This window comes from Escherichia sp. MOD1-EC5189 (assembly GCF_002966045.1).
GTDB lineage: Bacteria > Pseudomonadota > Gammaproteobacteria > Enterobacterales > Enterobacteriaceae > Escherichia > Escherichia coli_F.
Genome location: NZ_PTRX01000028.1, coordinates 1 through 26,751 on the forward strand (window position 1 = coordinate 1; position 26,751 = coordinate 26,751).

The window sequence follows — 26,751 nt, forward strand, 5'->3', positions numbered from 1 at the left end:
CTTTTCAAAAGGGTATTTTGGCTTTGACATATTAGGGGCTATTCCATTTCATCGTCCAACAAAATGGGTGCAGTACATTGATAAAAAATCTCCAGGGGGCTTTCTGCTGTATACCATCCACAAAACGCTTTCGGCATACAGCCTCAAGCGTCCGCGGCTATTCTAACGACTTTCGTATCTGCAACAATCCTTTTATCGCACGGCTAATTCCTCTGGTTAGCTCTTATCGCCTGCAAATAAATTTTTAACCTTTCCGTTTGATTTAAATTCCAGAAATGGAGACTTTGTCATGTCTTACAATCGACAGCCTGTCGCAGAAGATCCTATGCAGATATGGGGCGCTGTTGGTGTCCTTCTTATCCTGCTGCTATTCGTCATATGGTTATTCTTGCCGGAAGTGGTTTACGCCAGCTGCCTGATTCTTCATACCTTATGGGGACTGGTCGACTGGGGACCATTTCATAACTATGCAGCACCACGATACAACCTGCTTGCCATGACCGGTAACAACGCCGCCAACATAAGCTATAGCCAGTGGGTTAACGTCATGGAGCAGACCATAGGTATTCTGTGGATGTACCTCTTACCTGTGACACTCTGGTGTTTGTGGGAATGGTATCAACATCCGGGGCAAAGCCGTTTCACCCGCAGACCAGTAGATATTACCCGACTGCCACACATCTTTGCTTCGTTGTCCCCTGCTATCGCTCCTGTACTGGCAGATGGTGATCCGGAAAAACTCTTTCATGGTGGTAAACGGCCTGAACGACGGGTTGCTCTCACCCCGGAAGCATTTGTCGAGCAGCATACTCTCATCACCAATATGCAGCTCGATGTTGCAGCTGCAAGACGATGTTTCATGGCCCAGTTGGGTAAACCTTTAACGTCCTGGAAAGACATGGCACCACATGAAAAAGCGCTCTTTGCCATATTTGGCCTTCAGTATTTCCTGGATGATCGTAAGGCAGCATTAAAGCTCATGGATACACTGAACCTCTCATGCAGAATTAAAAGCAAACGGGACAGCGGGAAATTCTGTACCCCTGTTTATTCACTGGCCAAATCAGCTTTCCAGAGAGTGATTAAAAGCAACGGAGCACAGCAATGGCTGAAACAACATCGCTACGTCCGCAGTGGGCTGGTCTGGCTGTATGCACATGACCTGCGGCTTACGCCACCCAACTGGATTTGGCTGAAAGGCGTGGACAGAACGCTCTTTTATGCATTACACCGCGCCAATACCACGAAAGGATTTATTGAAGGCGCTGGCGTGGTGGCCGTTGCACGTGCAGAGGCCGAAGCCATGCGTTTTGGCCTTCCCTGCCCTGACCCCTGTGTTGATGAAGCGGTGGAAGGCTTACGGCGGGATATGCTCAGTCTCGGTCTTATCTGGGATGAACCACAACCAGATCGCGACCGGAAACGCCGCATCCTGACCAACTGGTCCCTCACCGACGACATCCTGCCCCGTACACCTGCTACAGACAACGAATTCTGATTATCCGGAGAACTGAAAATGACAATCGAGTACTTTGCAACACGCATTGCAAAACATATTTCCGTGCAGGCAATCTGGCCGGATGGCAGGACAGAAATTATTGCCGTCCTTCCACGGGATACCCTGTCAGGGCTGGTAACACGAAATAATCAACTGATTCATATAGCCTTTGACGCCATGGGCACCCGTAACAGAGAAACCGTCCTGATTGATAAACAGGAGCATAACGCTGACCAGATACTTACAGCTATTGATTCCTGCCTGCGCCTTGAATACCTGATGGAACGCCGCTTCAGCAGAACACCTTTGTTCCGTGGCATAATCGCCAGCGTTGTGCTGTTCGTAATGGCAACGATTGGCTTCTCTCTGTTCCGCTATGTTGATCGTGTATTCTGGGACGATACAACGCCTGAAGCAGTACAGACAGCAGGTGAGCCACGACTGCTTCCCCCTCACCTGAATCACACTGTGCCATTAAATGAAGGCATTCAACTCCCGGTTCCCCCGAAAAAAGACGTCCAGGTACCGGAGAAAACAATCACAAGCAAAAATCCGGAAGCCGCAGCTGCGCGACATAATCTGGCTACTGTTCTGAAGCGGAACGCCGATCGGGGCATGTTTACCATCAACCTGTCATCCGGTCATGAACGAACCCTGTACGCATTTCTCGATCCTGCCTGTCCTAACTGCAGACTTCTGGAGCCGGCCTTAAAACGCCTGGCCAGCGACTTCAATGTCGTTATCTACCCGGTTTCAGTTATTGGTGGAGAGGAATCCACCGACCGTGTGGCACCACTGCTGTGTGAAAAAGATGCTCAGAAACGTGCTGCCGGCTGGCACCGACTGTATTCCGCAGATAACGGAATGATGACGCCATCAGAAGAAACAACGCCTGCAGATGAAACATGTCTGAAAGCAGCCAGAGCTGCGATTGATGTTAACAATGTCGCCTTCCGTAAGTTCGGATTTGCCGGTACCCCATGGGTGCTGTCCGACACGGGCTGGCATCTGCCTACTGGAATTCTGCAGGAAACTGGCACACTTAATTTATTCCTGAAAACCACCGACAGCGAGTCTGGCCATGAGTGAACATCGCGTTAACCCCGAGCTTTTACACCGTACAGCCTGGGGAAATCCTGTCTGGAATGCACTCCAGAGTCTCAATATCTATGGCTTTTGCCTGGTGGCAAGTCTTGTGGCCAGTTTTATCTGGCCACTTGCATTACCGGCATGTCTGTTGTTCACACTGATAACGATGCTGGTATTTAGTCTGCAGCGATGGCGCTGCCCTCTTCGTATGCCCATGACGCTGGAATGTGCTGACCCGTCACAGGACAGAATGATTAAAAGAAGCCTTTTCAGCTTCTGGCCAACTCTGTTTCAGTATGAGGTCATCCTGGAGTCACCGGCCAGCGGCATATTTTATGTTGGTTATCAACGCGTCAGGGATATAGGTCGGGAGTTGTGGCTGAGTATGGACGATCTGACCCGCCATATAATGTTTTTCGCCACCACCGGTGGGGGTAAAACGGAAACCATCTTTGCCTGGGCGATTAACCCGCTTTGCTGGGCAAGAGGATTCACCCTTGTCGATGGCAAGGCACAGAATGATACGGCAAGAACGATCTGGTATCTGGCCAGACGCTTTGGCCGTGAAGACGATGTGGAAGTCATCAACTTCATGAACGGAGGAAAATCCCGCAGTGAAATCATTCTGAGTGGTGAAAAAACGCGTCCTCAGTCAAATACCTGGAATCCCTTCTGTTACAGCACTGAGGCATTCACAGCGGAGACAATGCAGTCAATGCTGCCCCAGAACGTCCAGGGGGGCGAGTGGCAGTCCCGGGCCATTGCCATGAACAAGGCACTGGTATTTGGTACTAAATTCTGGTGTGTGCGCGAAGGCAAAACAATGTCGCTGCAGATGCTCCGTGAACATATGACTCTCGAAGGAATGGCCAAACTTTACTGTCGTGGCCTCGATGATCAGTGGCCGGAAGAAGCTATCGCACCGTTACGTAACTACCTTCAGGACGTTCCCGGTTTCGACCTGTCGCTGGTCAGGACACCATCAGCCTGGACGGAAGAACCCAGAAAACAACATGCTTATCTCTCCGGGCAGTTTTCTGAAACTTTCAGCACATTCACGGAAGCATTCGGGGATATTTTTGCTGAAGATTCCGGTGATATCGATATCCGTGACAGCATTCACAGCGACAGGATTCTGATGGTAATGATCCCCGCTCTGGATACATCAGCGCATACAACGTCTGCTCTTGGACGAATGTTTATCACCCAGAAAAGTATGATTCTCGCCCGTGATTTGGGCTATCGCCTCGAAGGAACTGATTCCGATGCACTGGAAGTCAAAAAATATAAGGGGCGTTTCCCTTATCTGTGTTTCCTTGATGAAGTGGGGGCATACTATACGGACCGTATTGCTGTGGAAGCCACTCAGGTGCGTTCACTGGATTTTGCTCTGATTTTGATGGCACAGGACCAGGAACGTATAGAAGGACAGACAACAGCCACGAATACGGCAACACTGATGCAGAACACGGGGACAAAATTTGCCGGCAGGATTGTCAGCGAGGGCAGTACGGCCAGAACGCTGAAAAGCGCCGCCGGTGAAGAAGCCAGGGCGAGGATGAACAACCTGCAGCGTCAGGACGGCATATTTGGTGAATCATGGATTGACAGCCCACAAATCAGCATCCTGATGGAAAGCAAGATAAATGTTCAGGAGTTGATTGAACTTCATCCTGGCGAGTTCTTTTCTATTTTCCGGGGAGAAACCGTACCATCAGCATCATTCTTCATCCCTGACAATGAGAAAAGCTGCAGTAGCGATCCCGTTGTTATAAACAGGTATATCAGCGTGGATGCACCTCGCCTGGACCGTCTCCGCCGTCTTGTTCCCCGTACTACTCAACGTCGAATCCCGTCACCGGAAAATGTCAGTGCCATCATTGGCGTCCTGACTGCAAAACCCTCCAGAAAAAGACGAAAAATTCGCACAGAGCCGCACACGATCGTGGATACATTCCAGCAACGCATTGCAGGACGTCAGGCGGCTATGGCAATGCTGGAAGAGTACGACACGGATATCAACGCACGTGAAAGTGCCTTGTGGGAAACAGCGGTGAATACGCTTAAAACGACCACACGGGAAGAGCGACGAATTCGCTATATCACGCTGAACAGGCCAGAACTACCTGAAACAAAAGAGGAAAATCAGATATCAGTGAGAGCAGAAAGAGCAGGTATAAACCTGTTAACGCTTCCACAGGACAATACCCCCCCGACAGGGCGTCCTGTAAACGGGTTTCATCATAAAAAAACCAACCGTCCGGACTGGGACGGAATGTACTGAACATAGGCCGCGCCGGATTCTGGCGCGGCCTTTTTTTTAACCTGGAGAAGGCGGTTCCCAGCGTTTATCCTGCTCCGGCGGAGGCAGTGATGCGTCATCGTTGCTGTTCGCCGCGATATAATCGCGGTAGTAGCGTTCACTTCCTTCACGGTGATGATCCACGTCCGGTCGCGTAATCCTGTAGTCTTCGTGACCGGTACGGCCTGTCACATTATGCCAGGCAACCATTTCAGCAAAGACCTGGTTAAATTGTTTGTCGTTTCCTTCTGGTTCAAAACCCATGCGTGGATCACGCCCGAATAATACCGGTGCAATCAAATCCAGTTTATCTGCCAGCGCATTGCGGTCATGGTGATTACGGAAAACAACCCTGTCACCATAATCCGTACAGACAAACTCTCCCGTCCGACGGTCACGGAAACGAACACTCCCGTTCTTCTGCAGACGGGCCTCGAGATCACCGGTATTACCGTATACCGGCGTTCCGCCCGGTTCACAAAGCACGACACAGCGGTCTGTCGTCGTTGTGCGTGACTTGTCTTTACGGCGATCGCGATAATCCCAGCCTCTCAACTGCGATACAGCAGCCCTGTCTCCCTGAGCAGCCTGAATTTCGACCCACTGACGGTAAGAGGGTGGATACCACTTCCCGTCAGCAATAAGTTTCTGTCGCTCATCCCTGATGTCTTCTTTCAGCCTGATCAATGCCTGCATTCGCTGAACTTCTGCAATGTGATAATGCAGCTTACGTAATGCCGGATCATCGTACTGCGCACGAATGTGTGACTTCCGCAGACGGCATGCCTGATGAATTTCCCGACAACGTTCCCCATAACGCAGATCTGGTTTACGCCATTGTTCACGCCATGCCAGATAGCGGGCACGCAGGTCAGCACGGGCCTCAGCCCTGGCTTCACGTCGCTGCCGGCGCAGCATTGGATCACGTTTACTGCTGACCCCGTACCTGTCACTGACAGCCAGCTCCGGGTTATAGCGATTTTCAGGTTGCACCCTGTCAAACAAATCTGCTGGGGCACTCACAAAAGGTCCGGCCTGTGGCTCCGCACGCCCCAGTGTCAGATCAGGATGAATGCTGCTGGCTTTCACCGGCGTTTGCTCATGATTAAAGGCATCAACGACAACAAGCCCGTGATGTTGTTTCTGTAGCATCAGTCCCTGTTGTGCAAACAGCTCATGACAACGCTGCCAGGTAAACTCACCCTGTGTGATCATTTCTTCAATCTGAGGGCTACAATGGCTGATGCTGTATCCCCACAGACTTTCTTTGTCAGAAAACAGTTCGCGTTTGATAGCCCCCTGCGGCCCCGTACCTGTACGCATACGGTGCCATTCTTTATCGGTCGCAGGACAGCTCTCCATACGACGACCACGGAAGCGTTCTGTTGGCGTAACCTGGCGGAAAATATCTGTTGGTACAGGCTGCCAGCCACCATCGAGTTGATTCACATTGTCGAGCGTCAGCAGCGACCATACGCTGTCAGCACGAACGGGAGTCTGGTTATGATCATAACCGTCACAGATAACCAGGTGACCATGCTGAACACGCATCCATAATCCCGCTTCAGCCAGTGTGCGGTGAATAGCCTGGCAGTTTTCCAGCCGTCCTTCCCGTGCCATTTCCGGCAGACGTTCTCCAAGATGACGACAGGCATACTGCTGCAGACTTTCTGTTTCAGCGATTTTTTCCGGGCGAACATCAGCGGCAATGAAGTCCGGATTAAAGCGTCCTGGTGCTTCCACCTGGCTGAAAATGTCTTTTGGTACTGGCGTGTAGTCACCCATTTTTTTCATGAGTTTTTCTGCACACCAGGAGGGACCAAACGAGTCAAGCTGTACACCTTCCCTGTTGCGATCCCAGCCATCCATCACCAGAAATTTTCCGTCCATCTGAGACAGGTACAGACCATCTTCCGCAAGACGACGATGCAGGGATAACCAGTCATTTACAGGTTCACTGCGTAAACCAGCGACCGCTGTCTGCGCAACATACTCGCGAAAAGTTTGTTTTTTTCCGCGTGTCCAAGCGTTCTGGCGATCACGTTCAACGGCAGTTTTGCGAACGATACGATTTCCCGGCGCATGGACCCAGCAACCGTTATCCGGAGCAAAACCATGCTTCAGTTCAAGCTCACGGCAGGCACGGCTGAGTTTTTCCTGACTCCATGAAAGGCAATTGAGATAACCTGTAACCGGATGCACCCGGTTGACCGCAACGTGAACATGCAGGTTATCAGTATCGGTATGCACGGCAGAGACATACTGATGTTCACCCAGCCCGAGAGATTTCAGGGTATGGCGTACACTGTCATAAATCTGTTCCGGACGCGGGCTTTCATGGGCCTGCCAGGAAAGAATGTAGTGAAAAACAGGATCAGTATTATCTTTCGCATAGTGTGCCTGCTGTGCAATGTACTCCATATCTGCAGCGGCAGTTTCAAGCGATGTACAGTTGTGAAAACAGGTCACACCGTAAAAGTTAACCCATTCGCAGCCGTCCTTCATGACATCAACCAGCGCCACGAATGATTCATTTCGAAGGCGTGTTGCATAATCAACAAGACGACTGAAGCGGTTTCGGTGCGATTGTTCAGCCTGCGAAGAAGAAGATAAATCCAGTTCCTCATCGGTCATGTCATCCCGGACAGAGACGTAGGACACCAGGTCTTCGAACGAAGACTTGCCGTCCCTTCTCTTTTTCGGAATGACTGCATTCACCGGAGAATCCTCAACCTTCCATTAACTGTTTACGCAATGTATTTGTAAGTTCGGTTATGGCAACAAGCACTTCTGCGTATTCCTTGTCACCGGTTCTTTTTCCCTGAACAAACAGATGCTTCTGCATCCTTCCCAGTCTCATTAACTCCTTCAGAAAAGCATCATCTGTCCGGGAGTTAATTCGCTTATTCAGTGCTGCATTTCGGATGTAAGCAGATACAGTAAGTCCGGAATCTTCAGCTTTTTTCCTGATGGTTTCATCCTCAACAGGAGAGAATCTGAGTGTTCTGACAACTGTCTTTTGCCGTACCTCACTTTTCTTTCTTACTGCACTATCACTCACTTCAGGCTCCTTACGGGGTGTCGGGGCGAAGCCCTGACCAGATGGTAATTGTAATAGCGTCGCGTGTGACGGTATTACAATTACACATCCTGTCCCGTTTTTCAGGCCATTATAGCCTGTTATTTTTGTGCATCATAGTCTTATGCAGACGGCAGAGGCAGGGCGCAGCCCTGCCAGGAGGCAGTTTTTGATGATAAAATCAGACTTCAACATGAAACGGAGAGAAAGTGCCAATGGCTTCTAAAAAATTTTACTCAGATGATGACATCCAGCTGGCAAAAGCTGCCTTATCGGAATTGCCGGACCTCACCGCTCAACGGAAAACATTGCGTGATTTTCTTGATGCCATTCGTGATGACATCATTGTCCTGGTAAGGACAAAGGGTTATACACTGGCAGATGTTCGTGACACGCTCAAAAATGCAGGGTATGAAGTAGGAGAGAAGGCACTTCGTGACATTATTCGGGAAGCAGAATCGAAAAAACCATCCCGCCGTTCTTCCTCTAAAACAGCACCTAAAAAGACAGATTCAGCCAGGAAAGATGGCATCGATATGAACAACAATTGATGTAACAATGTCACATCATGTTCTGAGATTATGATGATTACAGAAAAAAAAGCCCCGGTATAAATACCAGGGCTTTTCTGTTTAATCAGACTCGTGGCGGCAATGAACCAGGATAATGCCGTGCAATAATATCATTCAGTTTTTCAACAAGGTCAGGACGCTTAAAGACAATGTGTACGGTCCCTTTCTGGTAGCCACGCACCGTAAAATATTCCCCTTCTAACAGCTTACCGACATTGTCGCCGTTCCCGAGAAATTCACCATACTGCGCCCCGATGCTGCTCCGGAAGTCAGGAACGTTGCGCCCCTCCAGCAGATAAAACGGACGTACCAGGTCATCCAGTGCCTCCCGTCCGCTGCAGTCCAGCGTCACACGCCCGTTACTCCAGCGGTACAGCAGGTTTTCAATAATGATTTTCTTGCCCAGACGGCATGGATTGTTGGTTCTGTAATCCCATGACAGTTTCCTGTAGACATCAATCAGTCCCTGTTCAAATGTCTGCATCTTACTGGCATTCAGATGGCGAAAAGTTGCCAGCACATTGTCCAGGGTGATTTCAGGACAGGTGTCGCTCATCAGCTGGCTGTTCCACTCATCACGCTGGCATGAACTCATGAAGGTGTACATCCCCGTATCTGTCATCAGGCGGTCCCAGATTTTACGGTCGGCAAGACGGGTGATATTCCTTTTCGCTTCTTCCGGTTTATCCATGCACCGAACGGAGTCGGTCACGCAGTCTTCAAAACCGTAAAGAAAAATATCACCTGACGCATCAAGCAGAATCCTGCGCGCTGTCGCCAGGCATTCCATCGCCTGCATGAACAGTGCAATACCTTCGTTACGCTGCGCGATGATGCGGTCGATGGCCACAGACGGAATAACATCTGTCGTGCCGGCAGTATTCAGGTCAGCAGTGGGTAAAGTCTGATTCATCACATTGTCTCCTCATCGTCACGACTGCCGGGTCAGCCAGGTCATCTCCCGGAGGAGCGAAGCTCCTTCTGCCGTCCGGGTCTTCGGGGATTTCCCCGCAATGGACCTTTCCGACGGGGGACGCTCACCACGTCACGGGGCAGTTGTCCGGGGGCAGACGCAAAAGTTTTTGACGCCTGCGGCAAAAAGTTTTGTGGCTGGTACATCTCTCCCCTGGACGGCTGAAACGGGATGTGGTCGTGTATGTACCCCTGGAAAGTCCGTCTGCGGAGAAAAGGCCGCAGAGCGGCGGCAGGCAGGCAGAGAGAACTGCGCCATCAGGCGCAGTGGCCTTACACACCGTAAGGTGTGCAGGGAGCGCCGCATCCGGCGCGACCGGAGAAAACCGACGGCCCAACAACGGCATGCGGTGGTCACTGGTACACCACTCCCGCACAGGTGAAAACAGAGAAAACAGCACGACACCTACTATCAAAAAAAGGTGAAATTTCTTCACTTTTTCACACTTATTTTTTGCGCTGATTTGGTGATTATGGTGATAAAATAAAGTGAAGTTTTTTCACTTTTTCAAAGGTGTTTTATGACCGGCTGGGAACTGCGAATCTGGCGAAAAAGCATGCTCTGGTCACGCGAAAAAGCGGCCAGAGAATTTGGCGTGACACAGAGAACATGGCACGCCTGGGAAAATGCGGATCAGGTGGATGTCACCGTCTGGAGGACCACCCAGGCACTTTCAGTCCGTGACCTGCTGCCTCACATGCAGGGGATGCGCAAGGCAGATATCATCAGGCGTCTGGAAAATGAACTGGGGGAAACGGCAGAGGATGTGTGAGCGTGATTCACAGCCTGGCTGAATGCCAGGCTACTGCTCATCAGGAAACAGTTTTTTCAGTTCTTCACCGGAAAGTCCGGTTGCCTCCTGAATCCGTTCCGGCGGCCAGCCCATATCCCGAAGCCGGCAGGCTATTTCCCGCGCCACTTCAAGAGCGCCTTTTTGAACAAGACGTTCTGCAATCGTCATGCTGTTTGCTCTACTCCTGCTGGCAAAAAAGCCCGGGATTTTGCCGGGCTTTGTGGTTCTCATCAGTGAGTGATTTTCTTCAGTTCGTCATCGGAAAGTCCGATAGCCTGCTTAATCTGCTCCGGCGTCATCCCCATTTTCTGAAGCTGGCACGCAATAGCCAGGGCTTTTTCAAGCGCTCCTTCCATGCGTCCTTCCATGCGTCCTTCCATCCTGCCTTCCTGGCGACCTTTTTGCTCAAGACGTTCTGCGATAGTCATCAGTTTATCCTCATGCTGCGGCAGACGCTCAGCCAGCGCCCGCATAAATTCCGGTGATACAGAATCCCCTGCGTTAACGATGTAATGAATCAGAACACGCACCTGCTCGTCTGAAATTTCCACCATGACCTGCGGGAGTTTGTCCAGCAGCTCCATCATGTCACGATGGCGGATATGCTTCATCAGCAGCGTCAGTGCGGCCATCCGGCGATGGTTCATGATTTCATTGTCATCAACGACAGTGATATCAACCAGCGGAAACGGCTTTGTGTATATTTTAGCCGCAAGCGCCGGATTCTCAAAACAGTCCAGCCAGTTCATGCTGTACGGGTACGGGCTGCGCTCACCGTGATAGAACAACACCGGAATGACCAGTGGCAACGTTTTGTGCTGTTCCAGATGTCTCTGCATCGCCGCCACACTGTAACGTAACATGCGAAAAGGCATGTACAGATTTTCGGTGCTCTGGTGCTCGATGAGCGTATAAACATAACCATCTTCACCCCCGGTGGTTTTCACGCTCCAGAGGATATCGCTGGCGTACTGATGCAGGTCCGGCTCAACAAAGGTGGCGGGTTCCAGCTTCAGTGTGGACAGGTCGCACAACTGCCGGTACTCCGCAGGAAGATGCAGTTCCAGAAAATCTCTGGCGACGTCGGGATTCGCCAGGAACGACCGGAACGCGGCATCATGCGGCGTGGGCGTTGTGGTGTTTTTCTTCTTACTCACGGTTCCTCCTGGTGAGATGTCTGAACGTATCCTGCCGCCTGCACAGGCAGACGGCAAGGGTTAATCAGTGGCAGACCCGCTCAATTTCAAGCGCGCGAAGCAGGTGGCCCCATTCGCTGACTTTCATAGCGGGGATACGCACCCGCTTCTGCTCACTGCAGCGTCTGGCGATATGGCCGCTCATCGCCAGGACGTCCGGGTTAATCTCATCCTGTGCCAGCTCCTGACGTCTGAAGCGGGTATGGCGGTGCAGGGGTTTATTCTCCCGCAGGCACTCTTCACGCAGACGCTTTACATACTCGGCGGTTGCGAAGATAATTGATGGTCTCACAAATATTTCTCCTTATGTTGTTGATGACTGCCGCTCTTCCTGGCGGGGAAGTAACGGCGGAGAGAGGCAGGGTTTATCGCCCTGCCTTTTTTTCATTTCGGACAGCGACGCAGTGCCAGCGCGAGCGCTTTCATCTTCCAGCCTTCCGGCGTGCGGTACATCACCTTCCAGTAGCCGTCGATGAACACATAATGGAAGCGCACCTCTTCAGTGCTTTCAGTGGCAATAGCCTCCCTGAAAGAACGGTACTCACGCGCCTCACTGTCCATCCGGAAACCACTGTCACGTCCGTAATAAGCCGTCACACCGTCCACCGGGTTCTGAAGCGTATGCCCGGCGGGTTTGTCACAACGGGGACCGAGGCAACGGATATCACCGTGTTCAACCAGGGCTTCGGCCTGCTGACCGGTGGCATAGTGGGTATGCAGGATGCGACCGTTCCAGGTCGGCTCCCCGTGCAGGTGGCAGTAAACGGTACGGAACACCCCGTCGCGGCAAAAAACGGAAATCGTGCTGCTGACTGTCATGAAAACATCTCCTTCTGCTGAATCAGGTCGCCGGGCCGACCGGTTGCTCCCCGGAGGGGCGAAAGCCCCTTCTGCCGTCCACTTCTTCGGGGTTTCTCCCCGCAGTGGACCTTTCCGATGGGGCGTCCGTCACCACGTCACGGGGCAGCTGTCCGGGGGCGGACGCAAAATTTTTTGCCGGGTTTATGGCTAAAAATTTTGTGGACGGTATATCTTCCCCTGGACTGCTGAAACGGGATGTGGTTACTCCAGCCCCCGGAAAGTCCACAGCGGGAAACAGGCCGCAGGGGTGGCGGCGGAAGGGTTGACTGCGCCATCAGGCGCAGTTGCCTTACACACCGTAAGGTCTGCAGGGAGCGCCGTTTCCGGCGCGACAGGGGCGGCGCGACCGGAACGGTCGCTGCAAGCCTGGTTTTTCAGACATCGGACCGTAGCGGCAGCCCGAAACCGCGCCAGCGGGTTCGGCGGAGACTGGCGGGTGCGCCAGCAGCTGCCTGTCGGAGTCGGGCCTGACGACCGGATGCCGCCAGGCAGCCGGGAGCCGAAGGTGTCCCCGCCTCCGGAAATCAGAACAACAGAAACGACATAACAGAAAAATGCCTCACACCATGACGGGCAGGAAGGGCAGCGCCGCAGGCGCGGCCCTCCTGCATTTCAGGCAGGCGTAAGCCTGCCAGGGTTTTCCGGCGGCCTGGCAGGCCATACCCCCGCCGGAGCGGGGGAGTAAATCACCGACGGAACACATGACCGTCAATAAAGGTGAAGGAGTCCAGGAATAAATCCCGCGCATACGCCTCATAGTCAAAATAGAGCGCCACCGTCTCCGGCACGTCAGCCAGCAGGCCGGTATCACTGGCGAACTCAACCGCAAAAGCCTCCTCACTGTCAGCCTCGCCCCACCAGGCATCGCGGAAGGTGTCAAAATCCGTCTCACCGGTATCATCCACCCAGAGACGATAAGCCTCTTCGCAGCCTTCATCCCGTGCCTGGCGGAAGCCTTCAACCCAGGCCCAGTTGATATGGCATTCAGAGGCCATATTCCCCGGGAATCCCTCATAATCCTGAAACATCAGTTCAGGATCGGCTTCATCCTGGTGAAGAGCACGGCAGGCGGCGAAAAAGTCGCGCTCATCATCAAACGTGGTCAGGTCAAACCAGCGTCCGGCGATGCTTCCACAGTTGTATTTGTGCCAGGTTCCAACGTATACAGCAGGTGCAACAACAGACATTCCCGAATCCTCCATAGTCACATGTTCTGCGGCACCGGGCGGTGCCGTGCCTCCATAAAAGCCGGGCGATAAGGCGGGGATGCACAGGGCGCAAGGGAAGCCGCAGCCTGACGCACACGGCTGGCGGGAGTTGCAGGGTGAGGCCGCGAAACCTGAGCGGGCGAACGACCGGAAAATCACGGCAGACGGGAAGGAGGGACCGGGTGACCGCAGCGGCGAAGCGTACCCTTGCATCAACGCCAGCCCGGCTACGATGGAGGCACGGCACAGCCCGCACACGACGCTGAGGCCACATAGCTGAAAACCCACAAGGCCATGCCCCGCATGGCCGGGTAAAAGCGGAGCCGCCGGCGACTTCCTTATTCCGGCGAGTGCAGAGGACACGCCGCATGACCTCCAGACCACCCCTGATATGAAACGATCATGATCGGCGTGTCCCTGCGTAAAATATACATGCCTGGTTCACCGGAGAATATCTGTGATATCCACAAGTTTTCTGTCGCACAGCCAGTCCTGCGCTTCACGCACCACGCTACTGTCGGGTTTCACCGCTTTCAGCGATGATGCCAGTCGCTTGATCAACATAACCAGTTCCCGTATCTGTATGTCCGGCATTGTCTCCGGCGGAGCAGAGGGACTCTCATTTCCGACGCCCATCCCATGCGCTTCCAGTGTGGCACGGACAAACCAGGCGGCATCGATCAGTTGCTGGCGAATCCAGGTCAGATCGGCATTTCTGTCACGGGCTGCCATTCGCTCACCCGACAGCGCCTTGCTGATATGGCTGCGCACCAGATTATCCAGGAGTTCCTGCGCTTCTTCCGGTGAAAAGCCACCTGGTATCTCTGTGCGCAACAGTCCTTTCCTGTACAGTAGCTGCAGCAGATCAATCTGCGACCGCACTGCAACTATCAGTACATAACGGACAATATTCGCACTGGCGGTGGTTTCTGTATCATTCAGCAGTTCCTCCGGATCATTACCACCGGTATTGCAGAGCAACGGCAACAGAGGTCGCATCCACACGGGAACCTGATATTGTTCGTCTGATTTCATCATATTGCGTTCTCCAGCTTGTTCGGGATCATCCACTGCTCAAGTGCACGTACCTGTACCGGTGCACCACGACCGGCCTCACCGGCTTCAAAAATCAGCCGCCAGAGTGGTTCCTCCTGCCAGAAAAACCGGTCAAATGATGACAGTGATGGAAAACGCCCGCACCACCCCCAGAAAATCGTTTCCAGATCATGCTCCTCAACAACACCAGACCAGCGGGACAACCAGCTTCCGACCGTGGCGGGAGTATGAAACGCAAGGTCAATCTGCGCCTGAGCAAAACATGTCTGGTATTCCAGTTCCCGTCGTTCTGCCTCACGTTCCCGCTGGCGGCTGTATTTCTGCTCTGTCAGCGTGGTTTTCTGACGACGCCGCTCACCTTCACGAAAAGGAACGGACGGGAACAGACGATGCCCCGCATCGGATGGCAGGGGAAGAACACAGACTTCACCAAAACTTTCAATCAGTTTATCCACGGCAGCCAGCCACAGGAGACGGTTGCCATGAAATTCCTCCTTCGTCAGCGCAGGAGCAAAAAAGCGGAGATCGGTCAGCGAAATCCGGCGACTGCCATTCAGGCAGCGAAAGAAAGCGCTGGCATAAGGCCATGCTGAAAGTGTGCGTCCCTGACGACGACGTTGTTCGGTGACAGCCACAGCCTGCATGGCGGCCTGTTGCTCTGCGCTGAGGGGGATCAGTGCCCGTGAACGTGCGCTCATGCCTGACCTCCTTCTGCCATCAGGATATGGATGATGTCGTTAACACTGTACCCCTGCGCATCAAGTGTCGCGGCAAGCGCCAGCGTGTGACTGATAGCGACAGGCGTGAAGATATGTTGCACCTGAACGACGGCGAAAGGCTGTCCACCACAATTCACCAGAACCAGCATCCAGAGCTGAGAGACGTCTCCCGGCGAACATAATGCCAGGTGGAAACGTTCGTGGGCTGGCGTGAAACGAACCTGGACGGGGAAAAAGCCCCCGAACTCACTGCCATACTCGCCATTCATCATCCAGTTAGCCGGTGCGTCCACTTCACGCATCACCTCGTGAGTGAGATTACGGCGCATATCGCTTCCCGCAGCACGGATATCTTCATATTCCTGTGCGTTCATGGACTGCAGGGCATTCAGGGTCAGTTCAGTTTTCATCACGGTATCTCCCTTGCTGCCGCCCCGTCTCTGGCGGGGCGGTGTGGTTGTTCATCAGGCGGCATCAGCCAGGTTATCGGTGCGTTCAGTGGCATCTGTCTGTGGATGTGGTGCACACATCCAGCCTGGAACCCAGCGGTTGTCTTTCATATGGTGCTCTGCATGTTCAGCCGCATCACCTTTCTTCATCTTCTCCACGTCCCGTGCGGCACCGGACAGTCCTGCCTCATTCAGGGCTGTGATAATCTGCGGCTTTTTCAGGTGTCCGAAAAAGTTTGCTTTTGTCGGCTGCCACCAGTCGCGCATGTGAAAACCGATGGCGCTCTCCAGCGTGTCCAGCGGGCTGCGTGACGTGTGACCACACTCGCGGGTCTGAACGCCGTGGATGCTGCACGCGGTGCAGAAACTGAGCAGGGATAACAGCACCTCCTGACTGAGTGACAGGAACGTCGTCATGTCCCGTGACCATCCCTCCGGTAACAGGGCCGCAAGACGGGCTTTTTCTGCCATCATCGCCATGAACGCGGCACCTTCCTTCCCTGACGGCGCATCGCTGGTCAGCGAATAATGTTTACATTCCAGGCTGATTTGTGCTGGTTTACTGTACGCTCCGCTGCCAAACACATTCAGGCAGAGCGTCCATGCCAGCAGTGTCAGGGATTTGTCCGGTTGCTGCATGAGTGCCGCCTGGACTGCCAGCGTGCGTTCGGAAGACATTTTCGTCAGCAGTGGCAGACTGATTTCCTCCACTGATGCTTTCTCCTGCACCTGTTCCGTGCGGTCAGCGTCATCAGTCGCGTCATCTTCACTGCGCAACTGCACACCACGCTGGACACATACGTTTCCATAACGCCAGGACACCACCACGCCACTTCCGGCACGCATCTCCGGCGTCCACGCCCTGACCTTCGCCATGCAGTCAATCAGCTTCATTTCTGCTTCCAGCAGGTCAGATTCCTCACACTGGTTTTCCAGCGCGTCGTAACGTGCCATCAGTTCGTTCAGGCGTTCTTCTTCTGCCTCCGTCAGCACCGCTTCCGGCTCCGGCAGACTGCGGTATGTTCCGGCATCCTCACGGCAGGAACCAACAGGCTCCATACGTCCGGCGCACCATTCCCAGCCTTCTGCTTCCCGAAGGTGTTCAGCGACAGCCTGGAGTTTTTCCAGCAGGGCAGCATCGAGCGCAACACAGTCCACATAGCCACCCTCGTCGTCGCTGAACAAATCGGTGCGCAGTTCATCTGGCGAGAAGGCATCAGCCCCCACAAAGCGGAATTTAGTGTTCCCCGCCACCGCCACTTCACTTTCGGTCACCAGACGACGAATGGTCTGTACTTCCGGTTTACCGCCCCATCCCGACTGACAGGCGGCTTCAAACACCTGCACCTGACGCGCGGTGTCGTTCTCCAGCGCCAGCGCCTGACAGTGCTCTGTGGTGATGCGGTCTTCTGCCAGCGCATCGAGGATGACAGGCGCAAGGTCTGCCAGTTTCAGCATTCGCTGAACGTGGCGGGGCGAATAACCCAGCAAATCACCGATTTGTGCCGGTGTTTTGCCTTCCTGCGCCATTGCGCGGAATCCGGCAATCTGTTCGGCAGGGTGCATATCCCGACGCTGACCGTTTTCAGTCATTGATGCGGCAGTCGCCAGTTCCTGCGGAATAACCTTCACGCGTACAGGACAGTCAGCCGTAAGGATGTTGCGCTCTGCCAGCATGTTGAGTGCTGCCAGTCGGCGACCGCCTGCGGCGACACCGTAACGGTCACCTGGCAGGGCATGAACAACCAGATTCTGTAACAGGCCGACACCTTTAATGGAGTCCGCCAGTTCGCTGACGGACTCCGCAGAATACGGCACCGTGCGCACATTCAGCGGTGACTTAATCAGCGAGGCCAGCGGCACGCTCACTTCCTCCGTCTGCGCCAGCAGGGCAGACAGGACTGTTTCCTGCGTTTTTGCATATTTACGGCTTGCTTTGCGGGTGGTTTCTGGTTCACACTTCGTTACAGGCATAATCATCCCCTTATAATTGCTTATGTCCTGCCGGACGTTCGCGCGTCCGGCACCTCTCTTACTTAAGAATCCCGAAATCCCTGATGGCATGATTCATCCAGTACCCGGCACCGTCCTCAAAATTCCAGGTACGCCAGACCAGGGCACCGTTATTGCGGACAACCAGGCGAAAATGTTCCCCGTGGTCATCCTCGATAAAGACGTTCCGGTACTGTGCGGCAACGGCTTCCGCCTGTTCGCGGGTAAAGGAGCCGTCCGGCAGCCCCTGAAGTATTCTGAAATATTCGCTCATCCTCATATCTCCGGTGATGCCCCGCGCAGGGCGGGGCGGTTATCACAGTCAGGCCAGTCAGAACGGGATATCGTCTGAAAACCCGTAATCCTCCCCCTCCGGCGGTTGCGGCTGAGGCTCGGGCTGCGCGGCCTTACGTCCACGGCCTTTCGTTTTCGCGCCACCTTTTTTCGTCGCGTCAGCACTCTGTGGCTGCCCATTCTGCTGAGGCTTCGGTTGCGCCTGAGCGTTCTGCTGTGGTGCACTCCCCAGCATCTGCATGGTGCCCGTGGTCTTAACAAGAATTTCAGTGACGTAACGGGTGATACCGTTATCTTCCCAGCTACGGGTACGGAGTTGCCCCTCGATGTAGACCTGCGCGCCCTTGCGCAGATATTCACCGGCCACTTCCGCGAGCTTGCCGAACAGCACCACGCGGTGCCATTCCGTCTGCTCCCGCATCTCCCCCGTCTGTTTGTCGCGCCAGCTTTCTGACGTAGCCACCTGCAGGTTTGCCACTGCGCCCCCGTTGGGGATGTAACGGACTTCCGGATCATTGCCCAGACGCCCGACGAGGATGACCTTGTTGATACCACGTGCACTCATAAGAACCTCCTGACTGAAAGATGTGAGATAAACCGGATACCGGCGACGGGACGTTCATGTGCCCCTTCAGAGGAGCGAAAGCTCCTCCTGCCGTCCACTTCACAGGGGTTTCTCCCCGCAGTGGACCTTTCCGATGGGGGCCCGTTTACCGCCTCACGGGACAGCTGTCCGGGGGCGGACGCAAAATTTTTTGCCGGGTTCATGGCTAAAAATTTTGTGGCCGGTGCATCTCACCCTGGACAGATGGAACGGGAGGGGGTTACGTCTGCCCCCCGGAAAGTCCACAGCGGGAAACAGGCCGCAGAGGTGGCGGCAGGAGGGAGGACTGCTGCGCCATCAGGCGCAGTTTCCTCACACACCGTCAGGTGTGCAGGGAGCGCAGGTCACGGCGCGACAGGGGCGGCGCGACCGGAACGGTCGCTGCAAGCCCGGGTTTTCACGCATCGGACCGTAGCGACAGCCCGAAACCGCGCCAGCGGGTTCGGCGGAGACTGGCGGGTGCGCAAGCAGCTGCCTGTCGGAGTCGGGCCTGACGACCGGATGCCGCCAGGCAGCCGGGAGCCGAAGTGGGCGCAATAAAAGACAGCCAGAAACGGTGACAGTGTCACGGAATATCACACCTGTTCCCTGCATACAGCCATACACTACCTTCTGACCGGAAAGCCGGGCCGGCAGCGCCGCAGGCGCTGCACCCCGCATTTCCGGCAGGCGTCAGCCTGCCAGGGGTTTTCGCGCGGGCTGACAGGCGGCCTCCACCGCCTGCCCCTGTATCACCTGTTTCTGCTGCCCTGAAGAATGTAGTGACCACCGAGGAAAACCGCCTGCTGATTCGCCACAAAATCGCAGATTTCATCAACAATCTGTGCGGTGGTGAGCGGTTTCTGCCCCATCTCACGACGTCGCGCATTAATCACGGCTTTGTAATTACGCAGAATTTCGCGGGTTTCCGTGCTGATATTCATGACATGTGCTCCCCGTCCAGCGCCTGTAACACAACGTTCATTGCTTCGCGTTCCTCCCTGACGAACGCATCACCGTCGCCCCCGTTCTCACTCCCGACGGCATACAGGCGCTTCATTTCACTGCCTGCCAGCGCCATCACTTTTTCCAGCATCACCGCCGGAACTGTCACCTGACGGCTGGCGCGCTTTTCTTCCATCAGCTCACGAACAACGTCGTGAACAATGCTGACATCCGCACCATATTCAAAGGCATCGTCCAGCCGCTGCATGACGGTTTCCAGCTCATCGTCTGTCAGACTCCAGTCCTGGGCTATGTGACGCACATCCCCACGGGTCAGCACCACGGCAAAAACGCATTCACTGTCCGGCACGTCTGTATCCAGTACATCGCGGATAATTTCTTTAACAGTACAGTACATGTTCTCGTCTCCTTTACAGGGGCGTCATTGCCGCCCCGTCCGTTAATCAGTCCAGTGCTGCGTAAATCGCGTTGCATTCAGGGTGAAATTCGATGTGACGCCACAACTGCGCATCGCGCATCCGGTAAAGCTGGGTCAGTCCTGCATCCCCGCTGTCGTGGTACAGCCACAACTGGCGGTTAATCACAAGGGAGGTAAGGATGATGCCTGCGGCATCAGCACTCACGGTACGGTCAAACCAGTTTGCACCGTTCACCATGTGGAAACGGTCGCCATCCGGCATCATGTAGCCGCCACCGTCCGGCAGGCGGATGAAGTGCCAGAATCCGCCTTCGTATTCCGGCATCATTTTTTTCGCCAGCGCGTACACAGACGCCTCGACATACAGAAAATCCTGGCCAAACAGGTAAGGCAGAAAGAAGAGGCGGTCGCATTCTTCAACATTCAGAGTGACAGGTTTCGCATATTGCATGATGTTTTCCTCCGTTGTTCACATATTCCGCGACACCGGGCGGTGCCGTGCCTCCATAAAAGCCGGGCGAACAGGCGGGGATGCAGGGGCGCAAGGGAAGCCGCAGCCTGACGCACACGGCTGACGGGAGTTGCAGGGTGAGGCCGCGAAACCTGAGCGGGCGAACGACCGGAAAATCACGGCAGACGGGAAGGAGGGACCGGGTGACCGCAGCGGCGAAGCGTACCCTTGCATCAACGCCAGCCCGGCTAAGATGGAGGCACGGCACAGCCCGCACACGACGCTGAGGCCACATAACTGAAAAACCACAAGGCCATGCCCTGCATGGCCGGGTAAAGCGGAGCCGGCGGCGACTTCCTTTGTGCTCTTTCCGGTGACCGGCAGGAAAAAGGCGGGGATTTTCCCCGCCATCGTCATCATTTCCGGATTTTTGCCAGGGCATCCGCCATGCTGCGAATTTCAGCCCGGGCTTCCCGGACCACCTCCCGCAGAACACCACGGTCAAACCAGCGGCGGGGCGGTTCATCCGGTATACGCAGCACATCGCAGGCCAGCCCACTGGACAGGATATGCTCAATACAATCGCTGACCAGGTACATTTCCACCGACGAAAAACGTGCTCCCCGGTTCACGATGGCATCGAGCACCACGGGCAGGTTTTCGTCATCTTCATCGAGCCAGCACGGGTGATCGCTTTCCTTCACGACCAGGCGAAAGCGGCGCGTCTGGCGGGTCAGCAACGTCTGACCGGTGGTGGTCAGCGCCGCACGGATACGCCGCGCATCTTCTGCCACCTGGTAACAGATGCTTCGTACCGCATCGTGCACCGCATCAAGAACAGCCCTGATTTCGTCTTCGGTCAGCCATTCTCCGGCATACGGGAAAGACACCTGCGTTCCGTCTGCCGGAAGTACCGGCAGCGATTGCCACTGACTGCCGGACAGTACCAGTTCCGCCCCGGTTCCGGTCAGTCTCTGAATGGCGGAGGCCAGGAGCGGCGGCAGTACGCCGCCGTGACGGTTGATAAGTAACGTCGCCAGCCGGGGCGCATCCAGCCGCACGTAAATGCTGATCCAGCCCGGATACTTCGGGTTACGCTGGTCAACATCCGTCTCTTCCGGCCAGCCCTGCGCCAGCAGCAGGTTACGGGCGTGACGACAAACCAGTGCATTCAGCGTTTTGTTCATGATTAAGCGTTCTCCCTGTATCGCCGCCCGCAGGGCAGGCGGCGATAACATCAGTTGTTTTCGTGTGTGTTGTTTTTCAGCAGGGTGCGGGCCTGATTAATCACTGCCTGACGGCGGGTAACACATTCCGGGACGGCAAGGCCGTTATCACGGGCGGCCCATTCACGTTTCCACAGTGCCTGTTCAGCGGTCTGAATCAGGGACGCCAGCAATTCAGCAGAGACGGTCACCAGGCGGTTTTCGCTCACGTTGCTGATAATCTCCATCGCAGCGGCGGAAGAAATACCGGACTCCATCCGCTGGTCTTCCGGGATGTCCTCCAGGTGCGCCAGGACAGTCCTGATTTCATGATCGGTCAGAGAAATTTCCATACCGTCGGCCAGTGCCTGAATCTCTTCCGGGGACCAGATAAGCAGCATCAGCGGCGTGTTTCCCGGATACTTTGCTGCCAGCTCACGGCAGAGCGTTTCGCATGTTCCGTACATTTCGTCTCCTCCTTAATCTTTGAAGCACGCATCCAGTTCAAGAATTTCGGTATATGCCTCCATCAGGAGGCGGTTTGCGCGAAACAACGTCTGACGCACCAGACGTTCCGGCAGGGTGTCAGCATTAAAGCTGTACCGCCGCTCCATCTCATTCATGGTTGTACGCAGGTCGCACATGGCATTGGCCACCTCCGCCACTTCGGCGCGAAGTTTTTCGTGTCCGGCATAGTTCATTTACGCAGCCTCCGGTTCAAACCAGTTATCATTTGCAGCCCCCTGCTGCATGGCCCGTTGTACGGCGGCCAGTCGTTGCTGTCCGGCACAGTGATACTGTTCAAGCAGCTCGATACCGATATACCGGCGTCCGGACTGAAGGGCGGCCACGCAGGTTGAGCCGCTGCCTGCAAACGGGTCCAGCACAATCGCGTTCGGATGTGTGAAGCTCTCAATCAGTGGTTGCAGGCTGGTAACAGGCTTTTCCGTCGGGTGATGGCGGTTGCCTGAATATTTCCAGCCCAGCACGTCCGGCAGCGGGTTTTGTGGCAGACGTGGACGGCCTTTTGCCAGGATGTAGGCGCATTCGTGGCGATAGCCCACATATGCGGCCTTCGATGTGTAGTTTTTGGTGAAGACCAGGTGACCAACAACGCTGAATCCCGCATTTTTCCAGGCGGCCATAAAGCGATCGACGCGGTTCCAGCCATAGAAGCTCACCATTAACGCGTCTTTTTTCAGCACGCGGTACATTTCATTACAGGCCGGTTGCAGCCATTCATCGGTTTTATCGCCGGCGATGGTACGCCCCTGTCGGTCACGAAAACCGACGAGGTACGGCGGGTCAGTCAGTATGAAATCAATGGCGTTATCAGGAATCGTGGCCATAACATCGATGCAGTTACCGAGGACAAAACGGGACATACAAAACTCCTTCTCTTACAGAGGGCACCGGGAGGGCACCCCTGTGGTGCCCGTTCCCCGCTGCCTGTGGGCTGTTCACCGCGTCCGGTAACGGGTCAGGCCGACCGTGGAATACCGCAGCCGTCGTCTTTTTGACGGCAAGGTTATGCCGCGAAAGCGGCTTGAAGGGCGTTCATCAGAAAAGGGCGACTGGCTGGCGTACACTGTCACCGACGCCAGCCGGGAGCGGTAAAAGCGCCCGTCCCGTGCCCGGCCGGACGCGGGACACTGACCACAGGCAGCGTTTATGCCGCGCCGCATCAGCCGGCGCAGTAAAAAGAGGAGCACAGCGACATCCTTTACCGGAAAAGAAACGGGCGGTTGCCCGCCCGTCTCCATCATACTTCATCCGCCATAATGCGCCACCTTGTCGACTATCCACACAGGTCCGGTGACTTCCGGCAGCTCATCATCATCTGTCGGATGTGACCATTCCAGTTCCCCCCACAGCACATCAACGAGCTCTCCGCGCTCATACAACTGCCAGCCACAGAAATCACAGCCCTGTTCGGCATACCAGTGCTCCAGCGTGCAGCTGAAACGGCGGCTTAATTCTGCAATAACGTCGCTTTCCGGCTGACACCACGGCGTGTCGAAATCCACCTTAATGAAGTTGTCTCCCTGACTGCTGATATTCACCTCATACCCACAAGGCCACTTCACGCCATACTGTTCCGTATACCAGTGATATGCAGAAGGAACACCGTTCAGAACACCACCGTTAAAGCCATTCACTTCAACATCCAGGCGGGTAGGCAGAACCGTCAGCAGGTCAAACGGCATGGTTTTTTCCGGCAGTACGTTGTCACACAGACGGTTCCACCACACCGATACAGCCTCGTTACTCCAGAAGCCACACCAGTCACCTCTTTTTGCGGTGAAAAGTGCGGTGATGGTATCCCTGACATCGTCCGGTAATCCTTCCCAGCGACGCTGGCCAGTACCGCTCTGCAGCCAGAGTTCATGCAGCATCAGGCAGTTTTGCTCATCCAGCAGTACACCGTTCTGCAGGTATGTCAGCCAGCGGGTGAACGCGATATTCTCCGGCGATACAACGCCACGCCCGGCAGCCGTCAGTCCGGGGCATGGTTCAAACCGCACATCTTCAGTGGTCTGCAGAAGTCCGGCACTACCGGCCAGAAACAGCTGAATACCTTCATCTGTGGCGCGGCGATAAAGCGGTGTGACTGCACCGCTGGCCAGTCGTTTAATCTCAGCGATCTGTGCTGGTTCACCAGAAAAATACATACGATTCGAGCACCAGTTTGGCATGGGAATTCTCCTCTCACATGCGGCCTCCATCAGGCCGTGCCGCACCTGTAACCGGGCGACCGCATACGAATGCAGGTGCGGCCCCGAAGCCGCAGCGCGTGGAGGAGGAACGACGAAACGTGACCGGGTGAGGAGGCCGGCGACAGCGACACACTTGCATCGGATGCAGCCCGGTTAACGTGCCGGCACGGCCTGGGTAACCAGGTATTTTATTCACAGAACCGTGCGCAAAATGCTGTGGATAAGCTGGACACAGCAGTCCACAGCAGGCATACAGCCACACTCTCAGAGAATTGAGCGTTTTTTAGTCACAATAATGACATTTGACTGTGTGTGGATTCAGTTATTAGAATACTGTATATACATACAGCAAAAGAAAAGGGAGATGAGAACATGATCCGCATTGAAATTCTTTTCGACCGCCAGAGCACAAAAAACCTCAAATCAGGCACACTTCAGGCGCTACAGAATGAAATCGAACAACGTCTGAAACCACACTACCCGGAAATCTGGCTGCGTATAGACCAGGGCAGCGCCCCGTCTGTATCTGTCACAGGAGCCCGCAACGACAAGGATAAAGAACGTATCCTGTCTCTGCTGGAAGAAATCTGGCAGGACGACAGCTGGCTGCCTGCAGCATGAGTACCGTTTATCACCGTCCGGCTGACCCTTCAGGCGATGACAGTTACGTGCGACCGTTGTTTGCCGATCGTTGCCAGGCCGGTTTTCCTTCGCCTGCCACTGATTATGCTGAGCAGGAACTGGATCTGAACAGCTATTGCATCAGCAGACCTGCAGCCACCTTCTTTCTGCGCGCCAGCGGTGAATCGATGAACCAGGCTGGCGTGCAGAATGGTGATCTGCTGGTAGTGGACAGGGCCGAAAAACCACAACACGGGGACATCGTTATCGCTGAGATCGACGGTGAGTTCACCGTCAAACGACTGCTGTTGCGCCCACGCCCGGCACTGGAGCCGGTTTCAGACAGCCCGGAGTTCCGCACACTGTATCCGGAAAACATCTGTATTTTTGGTGTTGTCACTCACGTGATACACAGGACGCGGGAGTTACGCTGATGTTTGCACTGGCTGATATCAACAGTTTCTACGCCTCATGTGAAAAAGTTTTCCGCCCGGACCTTCGCAACGAACCGGTCATCGTACTCAGCAATAACGATGGCTGTGTGATCGCGCGCAGCCCGGAGGCAAAAGCCCTTGGCATCAGAATGGGGCAGCCCTGGTTTCAGGTGAGACAGATGCGCCTGGAGAAGAAAATACATGTATTTTCCAGCAATTATGCGCTGTACCACAGCATGAGCCAACGGGTTATGGCTGTTCTGGAGTCGCTTTCTCCCGCAGTTGAGCCCTACTCAATTGATGAAATGTTCATTGATTTGCGGGGGATAAATCATTGCATCTCTCCGGAGTTTTTTGGTCATCAGCTCAGGGAACAGGTAAAAAGCTGGACAGGACTCACCATGGGGGTGGGCATTGCGCCTACAAAAACGCTGGCTAAAAGTGCACAGTGGGCAACAAAGCAATGGCCACAGTTTTCCGGTGTGGTCGCGCTGACGGCAGAAAACCGTAATCGGATCTTGAAGCTACTGGGGCTGCAGCCAGTTGGTGAGGTCTGGGGAGTAGGACGCAGACTGACGGAAAAGCTGAATGCGCTGGGTATTAACACAGCACTGCAGCTGGCGCAGGCTAACACGGCATTCATCCGGAAAAACTTCAGCGTCATTCTTGAGCGTACGGTACGCGAACTCAACGGCGAGTCCTGCATATCCCTGGAAGAAGCACCACCGGCAAAACAGCAGATTGTCTGTAGTCGCAGTTTTGGTGAACGAATCACAGACAAAGATGCCATGCACCAGGCTGTTGTTCAGTATGCAGAGCGGGCCGCAGAGAAACTACGTGGGGAGCGTCAGTATTGCCGGCAGGTGACGACATTTGTACGGACATCCCCCTTTGCAGTAAAAGACCCCTGTTACAGCAATGCCGCTGTGGAAAAGCTTCCATTACCCACACAGGACAGCCGGGACATTATTGCCGCAGCATGCAGAGCGTTAAACCATGTCTGGCGTGAAGGGTACCGCTATATGAAGGCAGGAGTCATGCTGGCTGATTTCACACCATCGGGTATAGCGCAGCCGGGATTATTTGATGAGATCCAGCCCCGTAAAAACAGCGAAAAGTTAATGAAAACACTCGATGAACTGAACCAGTCTGGAAAAGGGAAAGTGTGGTTTGCGGGGCGAGGAACCGCCCCTGAATGGCAAATGAAACGGGAAATGCTCTCGCCTTCGTATACAACACAATGGACTGAGATCCCCATTGCTTCATTCTGATATA

Annotated in this window: 31 protein-coding genes and 1 pseudogene; 9 read left to right on the top strand and 23 right to left on the bottom strand. The window is 54.5% G+C overall.

Features of this window, described 5'->3' with window-relative positions; genetic code table 11:
- Nucleotides 1–289 precede the first annotated feature (289 nt).
- Genes trbA through trbC form a run of 3 tightly spaced genes read left to right on the top strand, consistent with a single transcriptional unit; the run spans nt 290 to nt 4,871 of the window.
- Nucleotides 290–1,498: an IncI1-type conjugal transfer protein TrbA gene (trbA, locus tag ATB02_RS20025; RefSeq protein ID WP_089559493.1), complete on the top strand. Its 1,209-nt coding sequence runs from the start codon at nt 290–292 to the stop codon at nt 1,496–1,498.
- An 18-nt stretch (nt 1,499–1,516) separates the two neighbouring features.
- Nucleotides 1,517–2,587 (top strand): IncI1-type conjugal transfer protein TrbB, encoded by a 1,071-nt coding sequence (trbB, locus tag ATB02_RS20030; RefSeq protein ID WP_089559495.1) that lies wholly within the window; start codon nt 1,517–1,519, stop codon nt 2,585–2,587.
- Entirely contained in the window at nt 2,580–4,871 is a 2,292-nt protein-coding gene (trbC, locus tag ATB02_RS20035) for an F-type conjugative transfer protein TrbC (RefSeq protein WP_024247588.1), read from the top strand. The genes trbB and trbC overlap by 8 nt, the downstream gene beginning before the upstream one ends.
- Nucleotides 4,872–4,907: 36 nt before the next feature.
- On the opposite strand, the gene nikB is transcribed toward trbC, so the two are convergent.
- Entirely contained in the window at nt 4,908–7,607 is a 2,700-nt protein-coding gene (nikB, locus tag ATB02_RS20040; protein ID WP_024247589.1) for an IncI1-type relaxase NikB, read from the bottom strand.
- A gap of 10 nt (nt 7,608–7,617) precedes the next feature.
- Entirely contained in the window at nt 7,618–7,950 is a 333-nt protein-coding gene (gene nikA / locus ATB02_RS20045) for an IncI1-type relaxosome accessory protein NikA (RefSeq protein ID WP_001283947.1), read from the bottom strand.
- Nucleotides 7,951–8,183: 233 nt separating this feature from the next.
- Here nikA and ATB02_RS20050 point away from each other — a divergent pair, with 233 nt between their 5' ends.
- On the top strand, nt 8,184–8,519 hold the full coding sequence (locus ATB02_RS20050) for a hypothetical protein (protein WP_000157093.1): 336 nt from the start codon (nt 8,184–8,186) through the stop codon (nt 8,517–8,519).
- Between the two features lie 85 nt (nt 8,520–8,604).
- Here ATB02_RS20050 and ATB02_RS20055 read toward each other — a convergent pair whose 3' ends face one another.
- On the bottom strand, nt 8,605–9,453 hold the full coding sequence (locus ATB02_RS20055; RefSeq protein WP_023156790.1) for a DUF4942 domain-containing protein: 849 nt from the start codon (nt 9,451–9,453) through the stop codon (nt 8,605–8,607).
- A 348-nt stretch (nt 9,454–9,801) separates the two neighbouring features.
- On the opposite strand from ATB02_RS20055, the pseudogene ATB02_RS27010 reads away from it, so the two are divergent.
- Both ATB02_RS27010 and ATB02_RS20065 read left to right on the top strand, forming a co-directional pair.
- Nucleotides 9,802–10,000, top strand: a pseudogene (locus ATB02_RS27010) (hypothetical protein).
- A gap of 33 nt (nt 10,001–10,033) precedes the next feature.
- A complete protein-coding gene (locus ATB02_RS20065; protein ID WP_000148279.1) occupies nt 10,034–10,285 on the top strand; it encodes a helix-turn-helix transcriptional regulator in 252 nt (83 codons plus the stop codon).
- 30 nt (nt 10,286–10,315) lie between these two features.
- Here the strand turns inward: ATB02_RS20065 and ATB02_RS20070 are convergent, their stop codons facing one another.
- From ATB02_RS20070 to ATB02_RS20195, 20 genes are all read right to left on the bottom strand, one after another.
- On the bottom strand, nt 10,316–10,537 hold the full coding sequence (locus ATB02_RS20070; protein WP_077629276.1) for a hypothetical protein: 222 nt from the start codon (nt 10,535–10,537) through the stop codon (nt 10,316–10,318).
- Complete coding sequence (locus tag ATB02_RS20075; protein ID WP_105272149.1) at nt 10,537–11,463, bottom strand: Rpn family recombination-promoting nuclease/putative transposase; 927 nt, start codon at nt 11,461–11,463, stop codon at nt 10,537–10,539. Before ATB02_RS20075 ends, ATB02_RS20070 begins: the two co-directional genes overlap by 1 nt.
- Before the next feature lie 64 nt (nt 11,464–11,527).
- Nucleotides 11,528–11,794, bottom strand: coding sequence for a hypothetical protein (locus ATB02_RS20080; RefSeq protein WP_001247862.1), 267 nt, complete (start codon nt 11,792–11,794; stop codon nt 11,528–11,530).
- A 92-nt stretch (nt 11,795–11,886) separates the two neighbouring features.
- Complete coding sequence (locus ATB02_RS20085; RefSeq protein ID WP_000218863.1) at nt 11,887–12,321, bottom strand: hypothetical protein; 435 nt, start codon at nt 12,319–12,321, stop codon at nt 11,887–11,889.
- Between the two features lie 728 nt (nt 12,322–13,049).
- On the bottom strand, nt 13,050–13,550 hold the full coding sequence (locus ATB02_RS20100; RefSeq protein WP_000117618.1) for an antirestriction protein ArdA: 501 nt from the start codon (nt 13,548–13,550) through the stop codon (nt 13,050–13,052).
- A 462-nt stretch (nt 13,551–14,012) separates the two neighbouring features.
- Nucleotides 14,013–14,609: a hypothetical protein gene (locus ATB02_RS20110; RefSeq protein WP_000978009.1), complete on the bottom strand. Its 597-nt coding sequence runs from the start codon at nt 14,607–14,609 to the stop codon at nt 14,013–14,015.
- Nucleotides 14,606–15,325 carry a plasmid SOS inhibition protein A gene (locus ATB02_RS20115; protein ID WP_001276261.1) on the bottom strand — a complete coding sequence of 240 codons (720 nt, stop codon included), beginning with the start codon at nt 15,323–15,325 and terminating at the stop codon, nt 14,606–14,608. The genes ATB02_RS20110 and ATB02_RS20115 overlap by 4 nt, the downstream gene beginning before the upstream one ends.
- A complete protein-coding gene (psiB, locus tag ATB02_RS20120) occupies nt 15,322–15,756 on the bottom strand; it encodes a conjugation system SOS inhibitor PsiB (RefSeq protein ID WP_000845897.1) in 435 nt (144 codons plus the stop codon). The genes ATB02_RS20115 and psiB overlap by 4 nt, the downstream gene beginning before the upstream one ends.
- 54 nt (nt 15,757–15,810) lie before the next feature.
- Entirely contained in the window at nt 15,811–17,769 is a 1,959-nt protein-coding gene (locus ATB02_RS20125; RefSeq protein ID WP_089558124.1) for a ParB/RepB/Spo0J family partition protein, read from the bottom strand.
- Nucleotides 17,770–17,827: 58 nt separating this feature from the next.
- The gene (locus ATB02_RS20130; protein ID WP_000006012.1) at nt 17,828–18,061 is read right to left on the bottom strand and encodes a DUF905 family protein; all 234 of its coding nucleotides are present in this window, start codon (nt 18,059–18,061) and stop codon (nt 17,828–17,830) included.
- 57 nt (nt 18,062–18,118) lie between these two features.
- Nucleotides 18,119–18,646 carry a single-stranded DNA-binding protein gene (locus tag ATB02_RS20135; RefSeq protein ID WP_001276114.1) on the bottom strand — a complete coding sequence of 176 codons (528 nt, stop codon included), beginning with the start codon at nt 18,644–18,646 and terminating at the stop codon, nt 18,119–18,121.
- Nucleotides 18,647–19,416: 770 nt separating this feature from the next.
- Entirely contained in the window at nt 19,417–19,608 is a 192-nt protein-coding gene (locus tag ATB02_RS20150) for a hypothetical protein (protein ID WP_001027495.1), read from the bottom strand.
- On the bottom strand, nt 19,605–20,027 hold the full coding sequence (locus tag ATB02_RS20155) for a DUF1380 family protein (protein ID WP_089640726.1): 423 nt from the start codon (nt 20,025–20,027) through the stop codon (nt 19,605–19,607). Before ATB02_RS20155 ends, ATB02_RS20150 begins: the two co-directional genes overlap by 4 nt.
- Before the next feature lie 46 nt (nt 20,028–20,073).
- Nucleotides 20,074–20,499 (bottom strand): antirestriction protein, encoded by a 426-nt coding sequence (locus ATB02_RS20160; protein ID WP_001198889.1) that lies wholly within the window; start codon nt 20,497–20,499, stop codon nt 20,074–20,076.
- Between the two features lie 416 nt (nt 20,500–20,915).
- Nucleotides 20,916–21,686, bottom strand: a complete 771-nt coding sequence (locus tag ATB02_RS26230; RefSeq protein WP_069722655.1) for a hypothetical protein — start codon at nt 21,684–21,686, stop codon at nt 20,916–20,918.
- Nucleotides 21,687–21,736: 50 nt separating this feature from the next.
- Nucleotides 21,737–22,171 carry a DUF1380 family protein gene (locus tag ATB02_RS20175; protein ID WP_000274472.1) on the bottom strand — a complete coding sequence of 145 codons (435 nt, stop codon included), beginning with the start codon at nt 22,169–22,171 and terminating at the stop codon, nt 21,737–21,739.
- 12 nt (nt 22,172–22,183) lie between these two features.
- Nucleotides 22,184–22,405: a hypothetical protein gene (locus ATB02_RS20180; protein ID WP_001104885.1), complete on the bottom strand. Its 222-nt coding sequence runs from the start codon at nt 22,403–22,405 to the stop codon at nt 22,184–22,186.
- The gene (locus ATB02_RS20185; protein ID WP_089640727.1) at nt 22,406–23,089 is read right to left on the bottom strand and encodes a DNA methylase; all 684 of its coding nucleotides are present in this window, start codon (nt 23,087–23,089) and stop codon (nt 22,406–22,408) included. It abuts the gene before it with no gap.
- A 75-nt stretch (nt 23,090–23,164) separates the two neighbouring features.
- A complete protein-coding gene (locus ATB02_RS20190) occupies nt 23,165–23,470 on the bottom strand; it encodes a hypothetical protein (protein ID WP_089640728.1) in 306 nt (101 codons plus the stop codon).
- Between the two features lie 3 nt (nt 23,471–23,473).
- Entirely contained in the window at nt 23,474–24,400 is a 927-nt protein-coding gene (locus ATB02_RS20195; RefSeq protein WP_446718973.1) for a DUF1281 domain-containing protein, read from the bottom strand.
- A 393-nt stretch (nt 24,401–24,793) separates the two neighbouring features.
- On the opposite strand from ATB02_RS20195, the gene ATB02_RS20205 reads away from it, so the two are divergent.
- From ATB02_RS20205 to ATB02_RS20215, 3 genes are read left to right on the top strand one after another with little or no spacing between them, the layout of a single operon-like run.
- On the top strand, nt 24,794–25,042 hold the full coding sequence (locus tag ATB02_RS20205) for a DinI-like family protein (protein WP_000618110.1): 249 nt from the start codon (nt 24,794–24,796) through the stop codon (nt 25,040–25,042).
- Complete coding sequence (gene umuD, locus ATB02_RS20210; RefSeq protein ID WP_000109071.1) at nt 25,039–25,476, top strand: translesion error-prone DNA polymerase V autoproteolytic subunit; 438 nt, start codon at nt 25,039–25,041, stop codon at nt 25,474–25,476. Before ATB02_RS20205 ends, umuD begins: the two co-directional genes overlap by 4 nt.
- Nucleotides 25,476–26,747, top strand: coding sequence for a Y-family DNA polymerase (locus ATB02_RS20215; RefSeq protein WP_089640729.1), 1,272 nt, complete (start codon nt 25,476–25,478; stop codon nt 26,745–26,747). The genes umuD and ATB02_RS20215 overlap by 1 nt, the downstream gene beginning before the upstream one ends.
- Nucleotides 26,748–26,751: the final 4 nt, after the last annotated feature.

Excerpts from the sequence above, each read along its gene's own strand:
- trbA (WP_089559493.1), top strand. The coding sequence starts at position 290 with ATGTCTTACAATCGACAGCCTGTCGCAGAAGATCCTATGCAGATATGG.
- trbB (WP_089559495.1), top strand. The coding sequence starts at position 1,517 with ATGACAATCGAGTACTTTGCAACACGCATTGCAAAACATATTTCCGTG.
- trbC (WP_024247588.1), top strand. The coding sequence starts at position 2,580 with ATGAGTGAACATCGCGTTAACCCCGAGCTTTTACACCGTACAGCCTGG.
- ATB02_RS20050 (WP_000157093.1), top strand. The coding sequence starts at position 8,184 with ATGGCTTCTAAAAAATTTTACTCAGATGATGACATCCAGCTGGCAAAA.
- ATB02_RS20055 (WP_023156790.1), bottom strand. The coding sequence starts at position 9,453 with ATGAATCAGACTTTACCCACTGCTGACCTGAATACTGCCGGCACGACA.
- ATB02_RS20065 (WP_000148279.1), top strand. The coding sequence starts at position 10,034 with ATGACCGGCTGGGAACTGCGAATCTGGCGAAAAAGCATGCTCTGGTCA.
- ATB02_RS20070 (WP_077629276.1), bottom strand. The coding sequence starts at position 10,537 with ATGAGAACCACAAAGCCCGGCAAAATCCCGGGCTTTTTTGCCAGCAGG.
- ATB02_RS20085 (WP_000218863.1), bottom strand. The coding sequence starts at position 12,321 with ATGACAGTCAGCAGCACGATTTCCGTTTTTTGCCGCGACGGGGTGTTC.
- ATB02_RS20100 (WP_000117618.1), bottom strand. The coding sequence starts at position 13,550 with ATGTCTGTTGTTGCACCTGCTGTATACGTTGGAACCTGGCACAAATAC.
- ATB02_RS20110 (WP_000978009.1), bottom strand. The coding sequence starts at position 14,609 with ATGATGAAATCAGACGAACAATATCAGGTTCCCGTGTGGATGCGACCT.
- ATB02_RS20115 (WP_001276261.1), bottom strand. The coding sequence starts at position 15,325 with ATGAGCGCACGTTCACGGGCACTGATCCCCCTCAGCGCAGAGCAACAG.
- psiB (WP_000845897.1), bottom strand. The coding sequence starts at position 15,756 with ATGAAAACTGAACTGACCCTGAATGCCCTGCAGTCCATGAACGCACAG.
- ATB02_RS20125 (WP_089558124.1), bottom strand. The coding sequence starts at position 17,769 with ATGCCTGTAACGAAGTGTGAACCAGAAACCACCCGCAAAGCAAGCCGT.
- ATB02_RS20130 (WP_000006012.1), bottom strand. The coding sequence starts at position 18,061 with ATGAGCGAATATTTCAGAATACTTCAGGGGCTGCCGGACGGCTCCTTT.
- ATB02_RS20135 (WP_001276114.1), bottom strand. The coding sequence starts at position 18,646 with ATGAGTGCACGTGGTATCAACAAGGTCATCCTCGTCGGGCGTCTGGGC.
- ATB02_RS20150 (WP_001027495.1), bottom strand. The coding sequence starts at position 19,608 with ATGAATATCAGCACGGAAACCCGCGAAATTCTGCGTAATTACAAAGCC.
- ATB02_RS20155 (WP_089640726.1), bottom strand. The coding sequence starts at position 20,027 with ATGTACTGTACTGTTAAAGAAATTATCCGCGATGTACTGGATACAGAC.
- ATB02_RS20160 (WP_001198889.1), bottom strand. The coding sequence starts at position 20,499 with ATGCAATATGCGAAACCTGTCACTCTGAATGTTGAAGAATGCGACCGC.
- ATB02_RS26230 (WP_069722655.1), bottom strand. The coding sequence starts at position 21,686 with ATGAACAAAACGCTGAATGCACTGGTTTGTCGTCACGCCCGTAACCTG.
- ATB02_RS20175 (WP_000274472.1), bottom strand. The coding sequence starts at position 22,171 with ATGTACGGAACATGCGAAACGCTCTGCCGTGAGCTGGCAGCAAAGTAT.
- ATB02_RS20180 (WP_001104885.1), bottom strand. The coding sequence starts at position 22,405 with ATGAACTATGCCGGACACGAAAAACTTCGCGCCGAAGTGGCGGAGGTG.
- ATB02_RS20185 (WP_089640727.1), bottom strand. The coding sequence starts at position 23,089 with ATGTCCCGTTTTGTCCTCGGTAACTGCATCGATGTTATGGCCACGATT.
- ATB02_RS20190 (WP_089640728.1), bottom strand. The coding sequence starts at position 23,470 with ATGATGGAGACGGGCGGGCAACCGCCCGTTTCTTTTCCGGTAAAGGAT.
- ATB02_RS20195 (WP_446718973.1), bottom strand. The coding sequence starts at position 24,400 with ATGCCAAACTGGTGCTCGAATCGTATGTATTTTTCTGGTGAACCAGCA.
- ATB02_RS20205 (WP_000618110.1), top strand. The coding sequence starts at position 24,794 with ATGATCCGCATTGAAATTCTTTTCGACCGCCAGAGCACAAAAAACCTC.
- umuD (WP_000109071.1), top strand. The coding sequence starts at position 25,039 with ATGAGTACCGTTTATCACCGTCCGGCTGACCCTTCAGGCGATGACAGT.
- ATB02_RS20215 (WP_089640729.1), top strand. The coding sequence starts at position 25,476 with ATGTTTGCACTGGCTGATATCAACAGTTTCTACGCCTCATGTGAAAAA.